16 protein-coding genes are annotated in these 17,998 nt (G+C 44.3%); 7 read left to right on the plus strand and 9 right to left on the minus strand.

Annotation, left to right across the window (positions count from 1 at the left end; all coding sequences use genetic code 11):
- Nucleotides 1-14: 14 nt before the first annotated feature.
- The 5 genes from HB679_RS15485 to folP all read right to left on the minus strand — a co-directional run bounded on the left by HB679_RS15485 (nt 15) and on the right by folP (nt 5,875).
- Nucleotides 15-626 (minus strand): PAS domain-containing protein, encoded by a 612-nt coding sequence (locus HB679_RS15485; protein WP_214072920.1) that lies wholly within the window; start codon nt 624-626, stop codon nt 15-17.
- A gap of 74 nt (nt 627-700) precedes the next feature.
- Nucleotides 701-1,663 (minus strand): formylglycine-generating enzyme family protein, encoded by a 963-nt coding sequence (locus tag HB679_RS15490; RefSeq protein WP_255547629.1) that lies wholly within the window; start codon nt 1,661-1,663, stop codon nt 701-703.
- Nucleotides 1,664-1,843: 180 nt separating this feature from the next.
- The gene (locus tag HB679_RS15495; protein WP_214072922.1) at nt 1,844-3,550 is read right to left on the minus strand and encodes an arylsulfatase; all 1,707 of its coding nucleotides are present in this window, start codon (nt 3,548-3,550) and stop codon (nt 1,844-1,846) included.
- 35 nt (nt 3,551-3,585) lie between these two features.
- Nucleotides 3,586-4,977, minus strand: a complete 1,392-nt coding sequence (locus HB679_RS15500; protein ID WP_214072923.1) for a sulfatase-like hydrolase/transferase — start codon at nt 4,975-4,977, stop codon at nt 3,586-3,588.
- A gap of 40 nt (nt 4,978-5,017) precedes the next feature.
- The gene (folP, locus tag HB679_RS15505) at nt 5,018-5,875 is read right to left on the minus strand and encodes a dihydropteroate synthase (RefSeq protein WP_214073158.1); all 858 of its coding nucleotides are present in this window, start codon (nt 5,873-5,875) and stop codon (nt 5,018-5,020) included.
- A 134-nt stretch (nt 5,876-6,009) separates the two neighbouring features.
- Between folP and HB679_RS15510 the strand changes: the two genes are divergently transcribed.
- From HB679_RS15510 to HB679_RS15525, 4 genes are read left to right on the plus strand one after another with little or no spacing between them, the layout of a single operon-like run.
- On the plus strand, nt 6,010-6,492 hold the full coding sequence (locus HB679_RS15510) for a DUF1599 domain-containing protein (RefSeq protein ID WP_214073159.1): 483 nt from the start codon (nt 6,010-6,012) through the stop codon (nt 6,490-6,492).
- On the plus strand, nt 6,489-7,640 hold the full coding sequence (locus HB679_RS15515; RefSeq protein WP_214072924.1) for a BT_3928 family protein: 1,152 nt from the start codon (nt 6,489-6,491) through the stop codon (nt 7,638-7,640). The genes HB679_RS15510 and HB679_RS15515 overlap by 4 nt, the downstream gene beginning before the upstream one ends.
- Nucleotides 7,637-8,695, plus strand: a complete 1,059-nt coding sequence (locus HB679_RS15520; protein ID WP_214072925.1) for an ABC transporter permease — start codon at nt 7,637-7,639, stop codon at nt 8,693-8,695. The genes HB679_RS15515 and HB679_RS15520 overlap by 4 nt, the downstream gene beginning before the upstream one ends.
- Nucleotides 8,692-9,195: a shikimate kinase gene (locus HB679_RS15525; protein WP_214072926.1), complete on the plus strand. Its 504-nt coding sequence runs from the start codon at nt 8,692-8,694 to the stop codon at nt 9,193-9,195. Before HB679_RS15520 ends, HB679_RS15525 begins: the two co-directional genes overlap by 4 nt.
- A gap of 38 nt (nt 9,196-9,233) precedes the next feature.
- Here the strand turns inward: HB679_RS15525 and HB679_RS15530 are convergent, their stop codons facing one another.
- Both HB679_RS15530 and HB679_RS15535 read right to left on the minus strand, forming a co-directional pair.
- The gene (locus HB679_RS15530; protein ID WP_214072927.1) at nt 9,234-9,599 is read right to left on the minus strand and encodes a response regulator; all 366 of its coding nucleotides are present in this window, start codon (nt 9,597-9,599) and stop codon (nt 9,234-9,236) included.
- Nucleotides 9,600-9,849: 250 nt separating this feature from the next.
- A complete protein-coding gene (locus HB679_RS15535) occupies nt 9,850-11,472 on the minus strand; it encodes a hypothetical protein (protein ID WP_214072928.1) in 1,623 nt (540 codons plus the stop codon).
- A gap of 154 nt (nt 11,473-11,626) precedes the next feature.
- Between HB679_RS15535 and HB679_RS15540 the strand changes: the two genes are divergently transcribed.
- The gene (locus HB679_RS15540; protein ID WP_214072929.1) at nt 11,627-12,226 is read left to right on the plus strand and encodes a hypothetical protein; all 600 of its coding nucleotides are present in this window, start codon (nt 11,627-11,629) and stop codon (nt 12,224-12,226) included.
- Nucleotides 12,227-12,333: 107 nt separating this feature from the next.
- On the opposite strand, the gene HB679_RS15545 is transcribed toward HB679_RS15540, so the two are convergent.
- On the minus strand, nt 12,334-14,826 hold the full coding sequence (locus HB679_RS15545) for a DPP IV N-terminal domain-containing protein (protein ID WP_255547630.1): 2,493 nt from the start codon (nt 14,824-14,826) through the stop codon (nt 12,334-12,336).
- 347 nt (nt 14,827-15,173) lie between these two features.
- On the opposite strand from HB679_RS15545, the gene HB679_RS15550 reads away from it, so the two are divergent.
- Nucleotides 15,174-15,713, plus strand: coding sequence for a biopolymer transporter ExbD (locus HB679_RS15550; protein WP_214072930.1), 540 nt, complete (start codon nt 15,174-15,176; stop codon nt 15,711-15,713).
- Between the two features lie 40 nt (nt 15,714-15,753).
- Here HB679_RS15550 and HB679_RS15555 read toward each other — a convergent pair whose 3' ends face one another.
- Complete coding sequence (locus tag HB679_RS15555) at nt 15,754-16,590, minus strand: sterol desaturase family protein (protein ID WP_214072931.1); 837 nt, start codon at nt 16,588-16,590, stop codon at nt 15,754-15,756.
- Nucleotides 16,591-16,746: 156 nt separating this feature from the next.
- Between HB679_RS15555 and HB679_RS15560 the strand changes: the two genes are divergently transcribed.
- A complete protein-coding gene (locus HB679_RS15560) occupies nt 16,747-17,943 on the plus strand; it encodes an acyltransferase family protein (RefSeq protein ID WP_214072932.1) in 1,197 nt (398 codons plus the stop codon).
- Nucleotides 17,944-17,998: the final 55 nt, after the last annotated feature.

Here is a 17,998-nt window from a genome sequence, read left to right on the forward strand (position 1 = left end):
TGTGTGGATTAATATTAGTTATTGGCAGTGTCGTTAATCGAATGAATAACGCTGTCTAATTTTTCAATGGTTTGTTTTAGGTATTCAAATATCTGCACATTATGGTCGCCAATTATGCCGTGCTCTTCAATAATGTCCACCAGGCCAATAATACTGGCAACCGGGCTTCTAACCAAATGCGAGTTTTGATAAGAAATGGTTTGAAGCTTTCCAACTTTCTCTTTAAGCTGAGCTTCGAGTTCAATAATGTAAGTCACGTCTTCAACCTCGCGAATGATTATTTTAATATCGCCATTGGCTTTTCGTTCTGTCACCATTTGACGCGAATAGGCCCAGATATAGTTACCATCGTGCCGAAGCAGGCGAATGGTCATTTCAACAATCTCTCCGTTATGAGAATGCACCAACTTTTCACGGGTATCAAGTACCTTTTGCCAATCGTCCGGGTGTACTATCTTTTTATAGAAGTCGTCGCTTAATGCAAAATATTCATCAGCAGTATAACCCAATATTTTTACCGCGACGCCGCTAGAGAAAAGCAACCGATGATTATTCAGGTCGTACTCCTGAAACTCGACGTGCGCAACCTCGAAAACCGAACGTAAAAATTTGTTATTGGGTTTCATATATTCTCATAAATATATGAAAAAACCACATCGCAAATATGTAGTTGCTTTATTACTAAATTATTAATCAAACATCAATCCTGCACACACCTGAAACCCAAATGTTCCATGCCGCTATCCTCGGTACTTTTCATTCGGCGGGCTACCCGGTAGCCAGAGCAATAGCTATCGTTACATAAAAACGATCCGCCGCGGATGACGCGTTTTTTGGCATAGGGTTCATCCGGGTCGTAACTGTCTGCCGGGCCTTGCGGGTTGGCAACCCCTTGTGGTTTATTGATGGTTTGATAATAATCGTTGCGGTAATAATCGGCGCACCACTCCCACACGTTGCCGGCCATATCATATAAGCCATAGCCATTGGGTTTAAACGAACCTACCGGTGCCGAGTAAAAGAATTTATCGCGCAAGGTGTTCTTGTTTGGAAACTCGCCTTGCCAGGTATTGGCTTTCGGCTCACCGGCATCTACGGGTTCATTTCCCCAGGGATAGATCTCATCGCTCAATCCACCACGTGCGGCCCATTCCCACTCGGCTTCGGTTGGTAAACGTTTGCCGGCCCACTTGCAATAGGCTACGGCATCAAACCAGGAGATATGCACCACCGGATAATTGTCTTTACCGATGATGTTTGATTTTGGGCCGTGCGGATGTTTCCAATCGGCGCCTTTTTCCCAGCTCCACCATTGGCTGTAATCATTTAAATTAACCGGATGCGAAGGCTGATTAAAAACCAGCGATGCCGCTACCAGCAGGCTCTCATCAGGTTTCGGCGTGCCGGGCGGAACCTGCTTTTTCAATTCGTTCCAATCGGGTTTGCGCTCGGCAGTAGTAATGTATCCCGTAGCCTTTACAAATTTGGCGAATTGACCATTGGTCAACTCGGTTGCATCCATCCAAAAGCCCTTAACGGTTACTTTATGTTTTGGAAATTCGTCCGGGCCGGCCTGGTCATTGTCGCCGCCCATGCTGAAAGTGCCGGCTTTGATCCATACCATGCCTTTGTGCGAATGGTCGGCAATACTTTTGGTATTCATAGCAGGACCCGACAGACCCGGAAAGCGCGCCGGAATATTAGACTCACAGCAAACTGCAGACCTGGCTGACTTTATAGGTTGCCTCACTACAGCAGGTGCATTACTTTTTTGTTTACACGATATAAACACGATAACAGCTATCCCCACAAAAAATAAAATCGATCCTCCTCTTACCATGTGCTATTTCTTTCTCTGACCTGGTTTAGGCAAAACCATGTGCGTATGCGCCCAGTTTTGCCACAGACTGTCCATTTGTTTTACCTTATCGGGATATTGTGCTTTCAGATCGTTGGTTTCGGTGCGATCCTGGGCCAGGTTAAACAGGTGCCAGTTGTGATCGGCAGTTGAAACTAATTTCCAATCCCCTACACGTGCATAACGCGCCTGGAAATGCTCATTGAATAGTTCCTGGTGACCGGTTACAGCCTCGCCCTTAAAAGCAGATACCAGGCTTATGCCCGGCGTTGGCGGAATAGCATGGCCTTTATAAATTGTAGGATAAGTTGCCCCTGCAAGCTCGGTAAATGTGGTCATAAAATCCATGACGTGGCCAACTTGTTTATTGTAACTGCCTTTTGTTGCGGTAATGCCTTTGGGCCAGAAAGCGATCATTGGTGTGTGTACACCACCTTCGTACGATTCGGCTTTCCACATGCGGTATGGTGTATTGGCCACATTGGCCCAACGCTCACCGATGGAGGAATAGACCAACTCCGAGCCTGGTGTATTGTCTTTTTTAGTGGAGTAAGAAATCTGGCGACCATCGCGGGTTTCATTAGGTCGGTCGAAACCCGGCCCATAGCCCGGTGCGCTCTCGGCACTGGCGCCATTGTCTGATAAAAAAACGATCAGTGTGTTATCCAACTGCCCATTCTTTTTTAAGGCAGCGATAATACGACCTATACCCTGGTCCATACAATCCACCATAGCGGCGTGTATAGCCATGGTTTGAGCGTCATAATCTTTGTCAGGGTTATTCTCCCATTTCAAATCGTCATGCCAGCGTGGCGATAGCCTGGTGGTTTTAGGGTCAATCAATCCCAGCGCTATCATTTTTTTGTAACGAGCTTCGCGGACGGCATCCCAGCCGCCTTTGTAGGTGTCTTTATATTTAGCAATGTCTTGCGGTTTGGCCATCAGCGGCCAGTGCGGGGCGTTTTCGGCCACGTATAAAAAGAAGGGTTGTTTCTGTTTTGCATAGCCATTAATATAGGCTACGGCGGTATCGTTTATCGCATCGGTATGGTAATAGTTTTTGGGCACCGATGTAATCGGTTTGGTGCCACTTACCAAACTAAACGGATCAAAATAATCGACTACACCCCATATCGTACCAAAATATTTTTCAAAGCCGCGGCTGGTGGGATATTGCTCGATCGATGAAAATTCCGGGTATTGTTTATGATGGTCTAACCAGGCTAATTGCTCTTTTGGATCTGGCTGACCATTGGTGTTAGACACATGCCATTTGCCCGACATGGCAGTATGATAACCTGCCGTTTTTAAAACTTCGGCAAGCGTAACTGCGTTTTGGGTGATATGGCCCAGGTAGCCCGGCTCGTCTTCGGCGTCGGTCATTTTGCCGATACCTGCCTGGTGGTTGTATAAACCCGTTAATAACGAAGCCCGTGTTGGGCAGCAGCGCGATGTATTGTAAAAGTTAGTAAAACGAATGCCGTTTTGCGCCAGGTAATTGATATTGGGCGTGTTGATTTCGCCGCCGTAGCAACCAACATCACTAAAGCCCATATCGTCGGCCAGTATAACAATAATGTTTGGTCGTGGTGCTGCAGCCTTGGTTGGCTTGGGTTTTATCTTCCAGGCCAACAACGCCGCCAGCGTAATGCCGACTACCGGTAATAACACATACAACTTGTTATATTTCATAGCGATGGCTAATTTATAAATAATGCGCTTTACAGTTATTTTAAATGCGGAATAGTTTGCCACCACGCCATCAGCCGGACTTTCAGTTCATCCACCTTTTTAGATTCCTGGGCTGCCAGGTTGTTTGATTCTTTTTTGTCTTTCAGGATATTATATAATTCAATGTCAGAACCATCGGCGTTCATCAACAGTTTCCACTCGCCCGAGCGTACGGCCAGGTTCGGACTTTTGTCGATAGGGCGTGGATAATTAAACGCGGTTGCATTGCGGCCGTATTCCCAAAACAGATCCTTGTTTCTTAATGCTGGTTTACCCAGCAGCACGTCGCCGCGATCAATCCCATCGCCTTTATAGCCTTCGGGGAGTTTGATGCCGGCAAATTTGGTGAGTGTCGGCATCAGGTCGGTCGAACTAAGTTCTGAACTTTCGTCCACAGTCCCTGCAGGAACATGGCCCGGCCAGCTGATGATGAAAGGCATGCGTGTGCCGCCTTCATACAGCGACAATTTAGAACCGCGTAAGCCCATCGCTCTACTACCTCTGAAACTTGGTAGCGGCCCGTTATCGCTGGTAAAAATGATAATGGTGTTTTTATCCAGCCCCATTTCTTTTAAGCCATCCAGCAGTCTGCCTATTTGTACGTCGTACTCTTTCAAAACCAGTTTAAAGGCGGCTTCCTGTTCCGGGTTCATCGGGTATAGCCCGGTATATTCTGTTTTTACTTGAGGTACCCAGGGCGTATGCACATCATCGGGCCAAAGGTTGACAAAGCATGGTTGGCCTTTATGGCGCTTCATGAAATCTAAAGTCTTGTCTACAAAATAGCGGCTTCTGTCCCACCTTTTGATACTGTCTTTGTTCGACCAGATCCAGTCGGTAGCGGTCAGCAGCGGGTCCGGGTCCGGACTTTCATAGGTGCTGTTGTGCTCATCGAAACCATAGTTCTCAAAACCCGGCGCATTCTTGACATCGCGGCCTCCACCCATGTGCCATTTGCCAAAATGCCCGGTAGCGTAGCCCGCATTTTTAAATATGCGGGCAATGGACGGCGCTTTGGGGTCAAGCCAATCGGCCTGCTCGGCTGCTTTATTGTGTTTACGATTATCTAAGAAAGTTGAGAAGTTCCAGCGCGCGGGATTCATACCGGTAAGCATCCCCACCCGCGATGGCGAGCAGATAGGCGCGGCGCTATAGTATTGGGTAAACTTACGCCCGTTAGCAGCTATGCGGTCTATATTTGGCGTAGGTACAAAATTGCCCCCGAAACACGCTATATCGCTGTAACCCATATCGTCAGTTAAAATAATAATGATGTTGGGGCGCTCGGTAGCGGCTGCCTTTTTTGTCGGTTGGGGTTTAAATCCCACCAAAACAACAAATACAGCGCAGGCCAGCATAAGCCCGGCATACAGACTAAATTTTTTCATAGCAAGCGATTTATTTTAGGGGAGCGTTTGGCTAAGTTAGCTATTGTTTGTGCAAAAGCCGCATCAATTTTACGGCTTCTACAGCGGGCTTAACATCATGCACCCTTAAAATGTTTGCACCTTTGGCAAGGGCAGTGGTATTAAGCACAGTGGTACCGTTTAAGGCTTCATCTGCGGTAATGCCTAATTCGCCATAGATCATCCGCTTGCGAGACACACCCACCAATAGCGGCAATTGTAAAGCATGAAACTCTTCCAAGCGATTTAACAAAGCATAGCCATGCTCGGGTTTTTTAGCGAAGCCAAAACCTGGGTCCAGTATCACATCCTTCACGCCCAATTTTTTTAACTGTTGATATTTATCTATAAAGTAATCGAACACCTCGCCAAAAACATCATCATAAACAGCCAGTTGGTTCATGGTTTTTGGGTTGCCTTTCATATGCATCAGGATGTAAGGCACCTGAAGTTTAGCAACGGTGGCAAACATATCTTCGTCTAGTTGTCCGCCCGAAATGTCATTGATGATACGTGCCCCGGCTTGTATGGCTGCTTCGGCAACTTTACTTCTAAAAGTATCTATCGATAAAATAGCATCAGGAAATTGATTGGCCAAAGCTTCAACAACCGGCAACAAACGGTCTGTTTCTTCTTGTATAGAAATGTCTTCGGCATTAGGGCGCGAAGAGTACGCGCCAAGATCTAAAAACGCGGCGCCCTCGGCCAGCATTTTTTCGGCTTGTTGCAGGGCATCTGCTATAGTGGGTTGACGGCTACCCGCATAAAAAGAATCGGGGGTAAGATTGATAATCCCCATCACCTTAGGCGTGCTCAAATCAATGAGTTTGCCCCTTGCATTTAGCGTTGCCTTTTTATGAAAAAACGTATCTTTAGCCATTAATCTGTGCTGATCTTTTTTGCTGCTCAGCGCGTATAGAAATATAACAGTCAAATTTACAACTATAATCTTCAGTTTTGAGCAACACCGCAGCCGAATACGACGCAGTAATTAATGTTTGCAAGGACCTTTTCATGAAAAAAACACATGATTACGGTACCGCATGGCGCATTTTGCGTTTAGCATCTATCACCGACCAGATTTTTATCAAGGCTCAACGCATACGTACGCTCGAAGAAAAAAAGATCTCGAAAGTTGGCGAAGACATTACCGGCGAGTACATAGGCATTGTTAACTATTGCGTTATTGGCATGATGCAGTTAGAAACCGAACCGGGTGCTCCTGTTGAATTAGCGCCAAGCCATGTTGAAAGGCTTTTTGACGAAAAAGTTAAAGAAACGCAAGACCTGATGTTTGCCAAAAACCACGACTACGGCGAGGCCTGGCGAGATATGCGCATCAGCTCATTAACAGATTTGATTTTGATGAAGTTGCTACGTGTAAAACAGATCGAGGACAATGAAGGAATTACCCTGGCATCAGAAGGAATAAAAGCCAATTACCAGGATATTTTAAATTACTCGGTATTTGCATTGATTAAATTGGGCATAAAATGAAGAATAGATTTTTGTGGTTTTGCCGCATTGGCGTAGGCTTACTGTTTATCTTTTCGGGCCTGATCAAAGCCAACGATCCGTTGGGGTTTTCTTATAAACTCGAAGAATATTTCGAGGTTTTTCATATTACATTCCTGGATAGCCTGTCGGTATGTTTTGCCATACTGCTTTGCGCTATGGAAATGATCCTGGGTTTTGCCTTGATAATTGGCGTGAAAGCGCAAAGAGTGGCTTGGGGGCTGTTATTACTTATTATCTTCTTCGCCTTTTTGACCTTTTACTCTGCCGCCTTTAAAGTGGTGCAAACCTGCGGTTGTTTTGGCGATGCTATTCCGCTTACGCCATGGCAATCATTTAGTAAGGATCTGGTGTTATTATTACTGATCATCGTCATCTTTAAAAATAAGGATCAGATCAAACCTGCATTCGCCCCTAAAACAGGTGAGCGTTTATTTTTGATTTCGATAGCGATATCTGTAGCATTTGGGTTTTACACCTACAGCTTTATGCCGATCATCGACTTTTTGCCTTACAAAGTTGGGGCTAATATTCCGGACGAAATGAAAACGCCGCCGGGCGCTCAACCAGATGAGTTCGAGCTGACTTACAACCTAAAAAACAAAAAAACCGGCGCTACAAAAAGCATGACCGATAAGGAATACCTAAAAACAGGTATCTGGAAAGACAATAGCTGGGAAATTATTGGCGACCCGGATAGTAAACTGGTTAAAAAAGGATTTACGCCTAAGATTGTCGACCTGATAATTAGTGATGCGCAACGGAATGACTATACCAGGGAACTGATAAATAATCCTTTTTACAGCCTTTGGATAGTTGCTTATGATCTGAAGAAAACAGACGGTGCAGCTATTAACAGATTAAATGCATTGGCAACCAACCTTACAGCAAATTTTAACATGCGCACCATTTTGTTAACGTCGGCTTCGCCTGATGAGGCCGCGGCGTTTGTGAAAAAGTATCATTTGATCAGTGAGATTTTTTATGCAGACGGCGTTCCGTTGAAAGAGATGGTCCGCTCAAATCCGGGTATTATGTTGATCAAGAACGGCACAATTGTTAACAAATGGCACTACCATACCGTGCCCGACTATGATCACCTGGTAAAAGAATACCTGCAAAAGCAATGATCCGTTACTTCATCCGCAAGTTCTTTTATGGCTCGGCAGTAATGCTGGGTATTGTGGTTGTCGTATTCTTTCTGTTTAATATTTTACCGGTAGATCCTGCCCGCATGACGCAGGGGCAGCGTGCGGACGTGCAATCATTACAGGCCGTACGCAAGGAGTTTGGTTTAGATAAACCGGTGCCGGTTCAGTTTCTATATTATATTAATGACCTGTCGCCTGTCGGTGTGCATTTAAATACTACCGCCGAACAGCAACGCTATCATTATATGGCGCTATTTGCTGTATCGCAACAAAAAGTAATTGCTTTAAAATGGCCCTACCTGCGCCGTTCTTATCAAACCAGTAAAGATGTAGCCTCATTGCTGCTTGAAGTGGTGCCTAACACCTTAATACTGGCCACGGCTGCTATGCTTTTTGCTATTGTTATCGGTGTGTTTTTAGGGATTACAAGCGCTATTAATAAAGACACCTGGATTGACCGCGCAGCTTTAGCTTTTTCAACGTTAGGTATCTCGGCACCATCATTTTTTGCGGGCATTATTATCGCCTGGATCTTTGGCTTTGTGCTGAGTAAGTATACCGGCTTAAATATGTCTGGCAGTTTATATAGCTATGACCCGTTTAAGGGACAAGTTGTGGTATGGAAGAATTTAATATTGCCGATGATCACTTTAGGTTTAAGACCGTTAGCCATCATCGTACAATTAACCCGTAACGCCATGCTTGATGTTTTGGGCCAGGATTATATCCGTACAGCGCGGGCTAAAGGGTTGAGTGAGCATACCATCATATATCGGCACGCTTTAAAAAATGCACTTAATCCGGTTATCACCGCTATTGCTACCTGGTTTGCTTCTTTACTGGCCGGATCATTTTTTGTGGAGTATGTATTTGGGTATAATGGCTTGGGTAAGACAACAGTGAATGCACTGGAGATGTCAGACTTCCCGGTAGTGATGGGGGCCATTTTATTTATCGCCTTTATTTTTGTGACCATCAATATTTTGGTTGATGTTGTTTATGTTTGGATTGACCCAAGGGTAAAATTACAATGAGAGTTTTTATTATAGGATTTATGGGCTGCGGCAAAACCACCTGGGGCCGCAAATTAGCCAATCATTTGGGTGTCGAATTCATGGACCTTGACCAGGTGCTTGAAGCCAAAGCAGGTATGACCATTGCCGAATATTTTACTGAGCATGGTCAGGATGCATTCAGAGAGTTGGAGTCGCGGGTGTTAAAAGAAACCGATTATCCTGAGGATGTCATCGTCTCAACCGGCGGCGGTTTGCCCTGTTTCTTTGATAACCTGGATTGGATGAATGCTAACGGCCAAAGCCTTTATATCAAATTATCGCCCAAAACACTAGCCGAAAGATTGGATAAAGGTAAGACCACGCGCCCACTGATAGCCGGAAAACACGGCGAAGAGCTGGTGACATTTATAGCCGAAAAACTGGCTGAGCGAGAGGGCTTTTATAACCGGGCTACCCACGTGGTTAACGGCATTGATATGTCTGTAGAGATGCTGGCTGATACTGTCGGCAGTAAATAGGTTGGGGTATTAAAACACTATAAATATATATAGTTAAATCAGGCGGCTGCTAAGCTTAATAAAGCGTTGGTTAGTTGAATCTTGCTAACGGGTTTTACTAAATAAGCCAACGGTTGCGTATTCATGGCTTCGTAAACAAGGTGTTTATCGGTAATAGAGGATTGATAGATCACCGGGATATTCAGGTTTTCTTTAATATAAGCGGCCAGGTCGATACCATTCTTTTTACCGCTTAGCATAATATCGGTAATTACCATATCTATATCGGTATGCGTTAATTCTAATATTGCCTCTTCATAAGATGCAGATATCCCGGCTACCGAATGCCCCATGCAGGTAACCAGCTGTTTAAGCGAGGCTGCAATAATAGGGGAATCTTCGACGATGTAAATTTTTAATTTCATGGTGGGCCGGTTGGATTTAACCATAGACGCAACGAGTCTGAAAAAACCCCGAGCATGTTGCGTCTATGATTAACTATTAACTACAATGCAAAAGTACCCGTTTTGATTTTGCTTTATTTGAAACACCCGGGGACAAATAATGGACAAATTGAGGTGTTGTTTGGCGTTTGAAATGTAACAATGGCTTAAGCTAAAGCAAAGAGTTCGTTATTTTGTGGCAGACAAGATAATGCGGACAAATCGTAGACAGCTAGATATCTGATACGATATTTTCAAGCGCGTCGTCTTTGTCAAGTTCCATTTTTTTACGAAGACGCTGTTTTGATTTTTTAATACCCTCAATAGTAATACCCAGCATATTGGCCATCTCGCTATTGCTTAACTCCAGCCTGATTAATGACAAGATTCGGGCGTCGCTAACCGTAAGATTAGGATATTTCTTTTTGATGTTTTCAAAGAAACCCACATGTACTTTGCTGAAGAGCTTACGGAAGCTATCCCAGTTTTCATCGGTCATGATATGAGCATTGATCAGATTTTCCAGGCCCTCTTTATCGGCAATAGTAATGTTTTGCAAGTGCAAATGTTCAATCTCGGTTTTAAACTCCTCAATGACTTCATTTTTTTGTTTAAGGTTTTCCGTAAAATATTGCAACTCCAGGCCGGCGTTTTTAAGTTCCTCGTCTACCCGTAACTTTTCAGACAAAACAAGCTCTTTACGTTTGTGCTCTTTTAAATAAGTAAGCGCAATGATAATTACAACCAATGTTAAAATAACAATTATCGCATTGCGTTTCAGCGCTTCTATTTTAGCCTGAGCATTTAGTGCGGTGATCTGTTTATCCTTTTCAGCGGTTTCGTATTTTATCTGTAGTTCTGATAATTTGTTGCCGTTATCAACCACCTTCATAGAGTCGCGCATAGTTTGCGTCCGGCGATAATGCGTTAGCGCGTTTTTATAATCATTGTCTGAAATATAGCAGTCATAGAAATGCTCATGGATCTCCATGATCCGGTAGGGTTCTTTGAGGACAGTAGCAAGGGCAAGCGCTTTATTAAGTAGCCCAATACCTTTCTCATGATCTCCCTGGAAATAATAAGATTGCCCCAGCCAGCTATACGAATAAGTTAATGAGCGCTGCTGATTAAATTTGAGCGCCAGCTCCACGCCTTTATTGCCGTAATAATAAGCCCTGGCATAGTCGCGCTGATCCTTATAATACTGGCAGATGTTGTCATAGAACCGGATGCGCATTTTTTCATAATGCGGATTTGATTCGGCAATTCTTAAAGCAGCCAGGTTTAGGTTAATACTACTATCGGCCCCCGGTTGATGTTTATACAAATGCAACGAACGGGTAAACATAGCCTGCAAACCAAGCAAAGCAATCATGTGGGCGGTATCTTTGGTAGCTATAGCGAGCTTCAATCCCCTGTCGGCATTTTTAAAAGCCATGGGGTAATTGCCCGTTTCTTTATGCAGATTGGAAATAGTTCCGTATATCTGTATGTTAGCTTGTTTAATGTTGAATTTCTCAGCGTCGGCAAGGCACTTCATGCTCCACTGCATAGCGCTCTTATGATCGGCGTTTTGCCAGTAATAATTGGCCTCAAACAGTTCTGCCCAAACCAGGGCGCTTTTGTCTTTGGTTAGATTGGAAAGGTTGTAAAGCTTATCTGCGGCCCATTTAAGCGAGTCGTTACTGACGGTTTCGACACGCCGGCCTGCGGCAATGAGTGACTTGATTTGCCCGGCATATTGGGCCGGCGTTTGCTTGTCAGTTACGGTTTGATCGGCGTTTTGGCAAGATAATAAAACAGACGTTAGCCCTAAGGCTATCACCACGTATCTTACCAGGGTTAATCTAAACATCGACAATGGGGAAAACTTGAGTTAGCAAATATATTAATAGTTAACACTTTGTAACCCTCTACTTTAAAATTTACCCGGCGTTTCAAAAGGGGGATAAAAATGCCTATTATTGAACCTGCAAATTACAAGGCACTATAACGCACGGTTACGTATCATGAAGCATGTTTTAATAAGGTTAAAAGTATCTTTACATATCTGGTTTAACTTTTACGTTTTAAAGAAAAGAAAGCTGGCTATCGGCTCGTCTAAAGTAGCTTTGGGTGAAGGTTGGATCTTGTCTGAATATGATGCATTGGACGCCAGCAAAGCATCCGACTGGAAGCGTCTTTTTGGCGATAATAAACTAACTAATATACAAGCCGAGCACGTTTGGGAACACATCCCCGACGAAGAGACCCGCTTGTCTAACCAAAACTGTTATGATTGGCTGGATAAAGGCGGCCGCATGCGCATAGCCGTACCGGATGGGAATAACCCCGACCCCGAATACATAGAATGGGTACGTGTAGGTGGCAGCGGCATAGGTGCCGACGACCATAAGATCTTATACACTTACGACACTATGAAAAGCCGCCTGGAAAAGGCCGGCTTTAGAGTCGAACTGCTGGAGTACTGGGATGAAAACGGCCAGTTTCACCACACCGACTGGACGCTTGACGGCGGCAAGATTAACCGCTCGCGCCGTTATGATCCGCGTAACCAGGATGGCAAATTAGGTTATACCTCTTTGATCGTCGACGCGGTTAAGGACTGATCGATTTATAAAAGCGCCATTGCGAGCGTAGCGTGGCAATCGCAAGGAGAAAAGCCGAAGCCGTGCGATTGCTTCGTCGTTCCTCCTCGCAATGACAACGGGTCTATTTACTTCCGCTTACCATTCATTTCAATTTCTCTATCCATTTCCAGGATATCTACAGGCTGCGAATAATCGCCCAGTAAGTGTTGCACAAAGTAATCCGCCTTGCGCCAGAAGAAATATTCGGTCATGTCGCCGTAGGCGTGGCGTTGACCAGGCAGCAGCACCAAATCAAAACGTTTGTTGGCTTTAATCAGCGCGTTTACCACACGGATGCTATTGGCCGGGTTTACGTTATTGTCGATATCGCCGGTTGACAGCATCAGGTTGCCTTTCAGGTTTTTGGCGATGTCCGGATTTTTATCAATGGTATATTGAAAAGTGGTATCGCCTTTGGCGGTAATAACTTCTTTAACACCATTATGCTTTTCGCTCCACCAGCGGTTGTACACGCTGTTATCATGATTGCCCGATTCGGACACGGCCACCTTAAAGAAATCAGGATAAACCAGCATCGCAGCGCAGCTCATAAAGCCCCCGCCCGAGTGGCCGGTAATACCTACTTTAGTAATGTCAATGAATGAAAAGCGATCTGCCAGTTGTTCAACGGCTGCTTTCTTATCGGCCAGGCCGTAATCGCGCAGGTTGCCGTAACCGTAGTTATGGTACCATTTTGAACGCTCCGGGCTGCCACCGCGGTTGCCCACGCTCACCACAATAAACCCAAGCTGTGCCAAACGGTCGACATAGTTCATGCTCGAGGTAAATGAAAAATTGATCGCCTCGGTTTGCGGACCGGGATAAACGTATTCTATGATGGGATATTTCTTAGCTGGATCGAAATCGTAAGGCTTGTACATTACGCCGTAAAGATCAGTTTGGCCGTCATCAGCCTTAACTTTAAAAGTCTCGGGGAACTTGTAGCCGGCTGCCATCAGGTCGGTCAGGTCGGTAGTTTCCAAATCCATGATCTTGCGGCCGGTGTTATCATAAAGCACAGATTTTGGCGCAGTATTTACGCGCGAAAAATTATCTACAAAATAGCTTGGTCCGTCGTTAAAGCTGGCGCCATGATTAAAGTTTCCGGCATCCAGTAATTTTAAGCCGCTGCCATCTAAATTAACCCGGTAAAGGTGTACATAGTATGGATTCTCGCCCGGCTCGCGGCCCTGCGCCGTAAAGTACAGCACACGGTTTTTCTCGTCTATCCGCACAATATCATCGCAATGGAAAGAGCCTGAAGTGATTTGATTTTTGACATTGCCTTTATCATCATACAAATAAAAATGCGCCCAGCCATCGCGCTCGCTCCACTCCACCAGTTCCTTGCCGCCGTTGATGATGCCCGGCGTAGCAATCTCTACGTAGGTATTTAAACGCTCTTGTGCCTGCACGTTTACCGCGCCGGTATTAATGTCGACACTGCAAACGTCAATGCGCTTTAAATCGCGGGCGGTGCGGTAAAAGTAGAATTTGGTGTTGGTGCCTAACCATACAGACGGGTTAAACTCGTCGTCGCGGTTTTTAGCTATCTGTGGTGCGCGCCACAGGCCCAGGTCCTGATCTTTAAATAAAGCGGTATTCAGTTTTTTAAAGCTTTTTGCGCCAAAGTCGAACAATAACAACTCATTCAGCGGCGATTCTTTTTCGCCAGGGAGATGGTATTTGTAAGTTTCCAGCGTAGGGCGCGGGTCGGCAATACTGTTAATCACCCAAAGATCTTTAACCTTGCGCTCGTCGGTGCGTTCCATCACAAAATATTTAGAATCGGGCGACCATTGGATACCAGCCGGCCTTCTTTTCTTTTCGGCCTTCTTTTTATCCATACTCAATTCATCATCGCCACGGCCGCTGCCGTAGGCATAAAACTCTACGCCGTCTTTAGTAAGCTGATGGTCGACAATGGTGCTGTCCGTCTCATCCTTCACTGCTTTTTTGTAATTCTCTTTATCCATCCAATACAGGTTAAAGTTTTTAGAGAACACAATGGCCGAGCTATCCGGCGCTATAGATGCCCAGTTTGGTTTGGGTTTTACTTTATTAAAATCTACCAGTTCGGCCAGTTTACCGGTTTGCAGATTATAGGTGAAATAGAATGTCTTTTTCTCGAGCGAGTCGGCTGCTTTTTTATCCTTTCGATCTTTTTTTACCTGGTCGATCGTGCTGGTCAGATCAAACTGGATAGATTTTTCATCCTTGGTAAATTTCAGATTTTGGATGGGCAAATGTTGCGCATCGAAAGGGTCTTTAACAATGACGGTTATTGCGGCAGCCAGTTTATCATTATCAAAGATTTGTTTCTTGCTGTGTTGAGCCGGATCTACCAGGTACCAGTTCTTGATTTCGCTGGTTTCATAAACATACCAGAAGCGGTTAGATAGCTTCAACCAATGCGGATCGACCGATTGCGAAAAAACCATTTTCTTGATCTTATCGGCCGAAAACTTGGAAGCCAGTTGATAATTGCCTTTTGGCGCTGCCGGAGCGGCAACAGGAGCCTGCGCCCTAGCCTGCATCAGCATACATACAGCCAGAACGGATAAATAAAAATTTTTCATTGAAATAAATAGCGTTGTTGAGATCAGTAGCGAAAAAATTTCGCAGCCTAAATTTAGAAAAAAGTTAAGATGCGATTTGTATGCTTGTTGTTACAAAGGCCGCAAGATGAAAAGTTCCCCTCTTGAGAGGGGGCGCGGTGGAAAAGTGTGTGGGCAGGGGTGTGTTATACGAGCGATTGTGTTAGCAAAACGTCTAAACACACCCCTGCCCCTCTCAAGAGGGGAATCCCGCGCTTGTCGACATTATGAATATATTTACGTCCCTTCACAACAAAATGCAATATTGTTGCGTTTGATAATTAAACAGCCTAATTATCAAATCGCTGTAAGGCACAATACCTAAAATTATGGCAGAACTTGACACCAAACCTGCTGCCGCCGATAGTGGCAACAAGGTTAAAACCCACAAAAAATCGACTAAGGTTGATTTGACCGCAATGGTTGACCTGGCATTTTTGCTCATCACCTTTTTTATCCTTACCACCACGCTACAAAAACCCACGGCTATGGACCTGGCCATGCCCGACAACGAACGCGACATCAGGATGAATGTGCCGGAGAGCCGGACAATGACCGTGCTGATTGGCGCGAAAGACAAATTGGAGTGGTTTATTGGGGTGCCTGACAAACCGCTAAGTAAACCTAGGGTTGATGATTTTGGCAAGAATGGCATCCGCAAAGCACTGCTGGAGCAAAGCGACCGGATCAGGCAATCGCAAGGCAAAGACATGATTGTGCTGATTAAACCGAGCGACCAGTCTAACTATGCCAACGTAGTTAATTTAATGGACGAGCTGAACATTACCAATATAGAGCGCCGCGCTATTGTTGATATTACGCCAAATGAAATAAGCCTGTTAAAGAAAGATCATATTTATGGGCAATGACCCGTGTAAGACTTACGAAGTTTCGTAAACTTCGTAAGTCTTAACTGATTGTATCCTGAATTGCGAGCTCTTGTTCAAGGGGTTTAGAAAGCGATTTACGCTCAGCACGCCGGTTGGCCACCGCTTCAAAATGCTCTTTGTACTTTCTGTGCTCTGTTTTCATAATGACATCCCAAAAGTTAAAATAATAACCATAATTGGCTTTTAAATTAGAATGATGCAGGTTATGATGAACAGAGGTATTGATCCATTTAAATACCCGATGATGAACAAACCACTTAGGCAGAAACTCATAGCCCATATGCCCGACAATATTGACCAGGAATGAATAACCGAAGAAAATAGTAACTATAGAACTATGATGCGGGATAGTGAAAACGATGACAAACAGAATGCCCAGCTGTACCATTCCTTCAAACGGGTGAACGGCATAGGATGTAAAAGGCGTGGGGTTGGTAAACTCATGGTGCAGCTTATGTACATGCTTAAAAATTGCTTGGTGGTGCATTAAGCGGTGTGTCCAGTAAAAGTACGCATCATGCACCAGGAGCATTAAAAAGAAGCTGGCGTAGTAATATCCCCAACCGTATTTATCTATTGGCTTGTAGGCACGCGTGTAACCGTGTTTGTTTAACCAAACAACAAGGGTTACAGAGGTGCCCAGCATTAACAAAAAGATCATGGAATAAAAGATCTCACGTTTGATTTGTTTATTGTCGGGATATTTTTGCTGGATTCTGGCGTATTCCGCAGAGGTGCGTTTCCAGACAAAAAGAAGAAAAAACAGAAAAAAGGTAACAACGACGTATTGAATAACTAAACTGGTTGAATTATTCAGCCATTTATGAAATTGACTATTCAGTTCAGTTGCATCCATAAGTGACAGGCGCTTTGGTAAAAGCTTGCTTTAGTTTAGTGTTAATGAGGGTGTTCGACTTATTTGTCGACATAAACATAGGAAATATTTATTAATTTGTAGCAAAAATAGGTCGCCCTGTAAATTTATATATCTTTACCATTGCTATATTTTGTAATGCAATCCAAAACCCTGACTACCAAACCAATTCAAGACCAACCAAGCCGCAATTATGCTTTCGATCATCTAAAAACAACAATGATGATTGGGGTGGTGGTTGCACATGCCGGGCTAACTTACATGGTGCTGAAAATGGGCCAGATCTGGCCGGCTAAAGACCCGCATGTTACCTCTTTGTTTTTTGATTTGATAGTATCCTACCTGGGCTGCATTACTATGCCGGTGTTTTTTGTGATGTCCGGCTTTTTGACGGCTATGCTGGTTGAAAAGCAGGGGGTAAAAAAGATGATGAGCAATCGCTTAAACCGGATTTTCTTCCCACTATTAATTAGTTTGGTTACGGTGGTGCCATTAACAGCCGCCGGGTTTTATTATTTTGAATTTACCCTTTCAGGTTTACATTCGCCTTATGTTTTAGCCTTAAAACGGGTTTATAGCGATGGGTTTGGATTGCAACATCTCAAGTTGATGCACCTTTGGTTTTTATATTGCCTGGTGTTGTTTTGTTTTATCGGCGGTATTATAACCGTGTTGATGAAGAGGATGCCTTTAACAGCAAGAAAAACAGTTGGCGCATTTTCTTTTATCTATAATGCGAAGGCGGCGCCGTTGCTATTTGCCATACCCACATTTTTATTGCTGGGCCTGCGGGGCAAAACTATTATTGAAACGCCGGTTACTTTTTTTACAGACTTTAGCGTGTTGGCCGGTCATGCCGTTTTCTTTTTTTTGGGCTGGATATTGTTTTATCAAAAAGACATTTTACGATTTAAAAAGAGCGACCTGTTTTTCTGCATAGCCGGATTTTGCTTTTTCATAGCAAAGATTGTCATCTATGGCAAGTGGGGGCAGAATGGCGTTGCCGGCTATGTTGGCGCTGCTTTAAATGCTTTTTTTGTGTGGTGCCTGGTATTTGCCCATATCGGGTTGTATTTAAGATACTTTAATAGCTACTCACGGCTTGGCCGTTATTTATCAGACGCATCTTATTGGATCTATTTGGTGCATCTGCCAATTGTATTGGTGTTGCAGACTTTGTTGATACCCTTTGCGTTAAACGCGTATTTGAAATTCTTCCTGGTTGCTGTTATAACTTTCGCTATTACCATTACAACCTACAATTTTTTGGTGCGAGATACTTTTATCGGGAGCTTTTTGAATGGCAGAAGATACAAAAGAGGCTTACCAAATTAAGAACTGATAGGATTTTATATAAACGAAAAAGCCCCGGGGAATACCGGGGCTTTTT

Source organism: Mucilaginibacter sp. dw_454, assembly GCF_018449775.1.
GTDB lineage: Bacteria > Bacteroidota > Bacteroidia > Sphingobacteriales > Sphingobacteriaceae > Mucilaginibacter.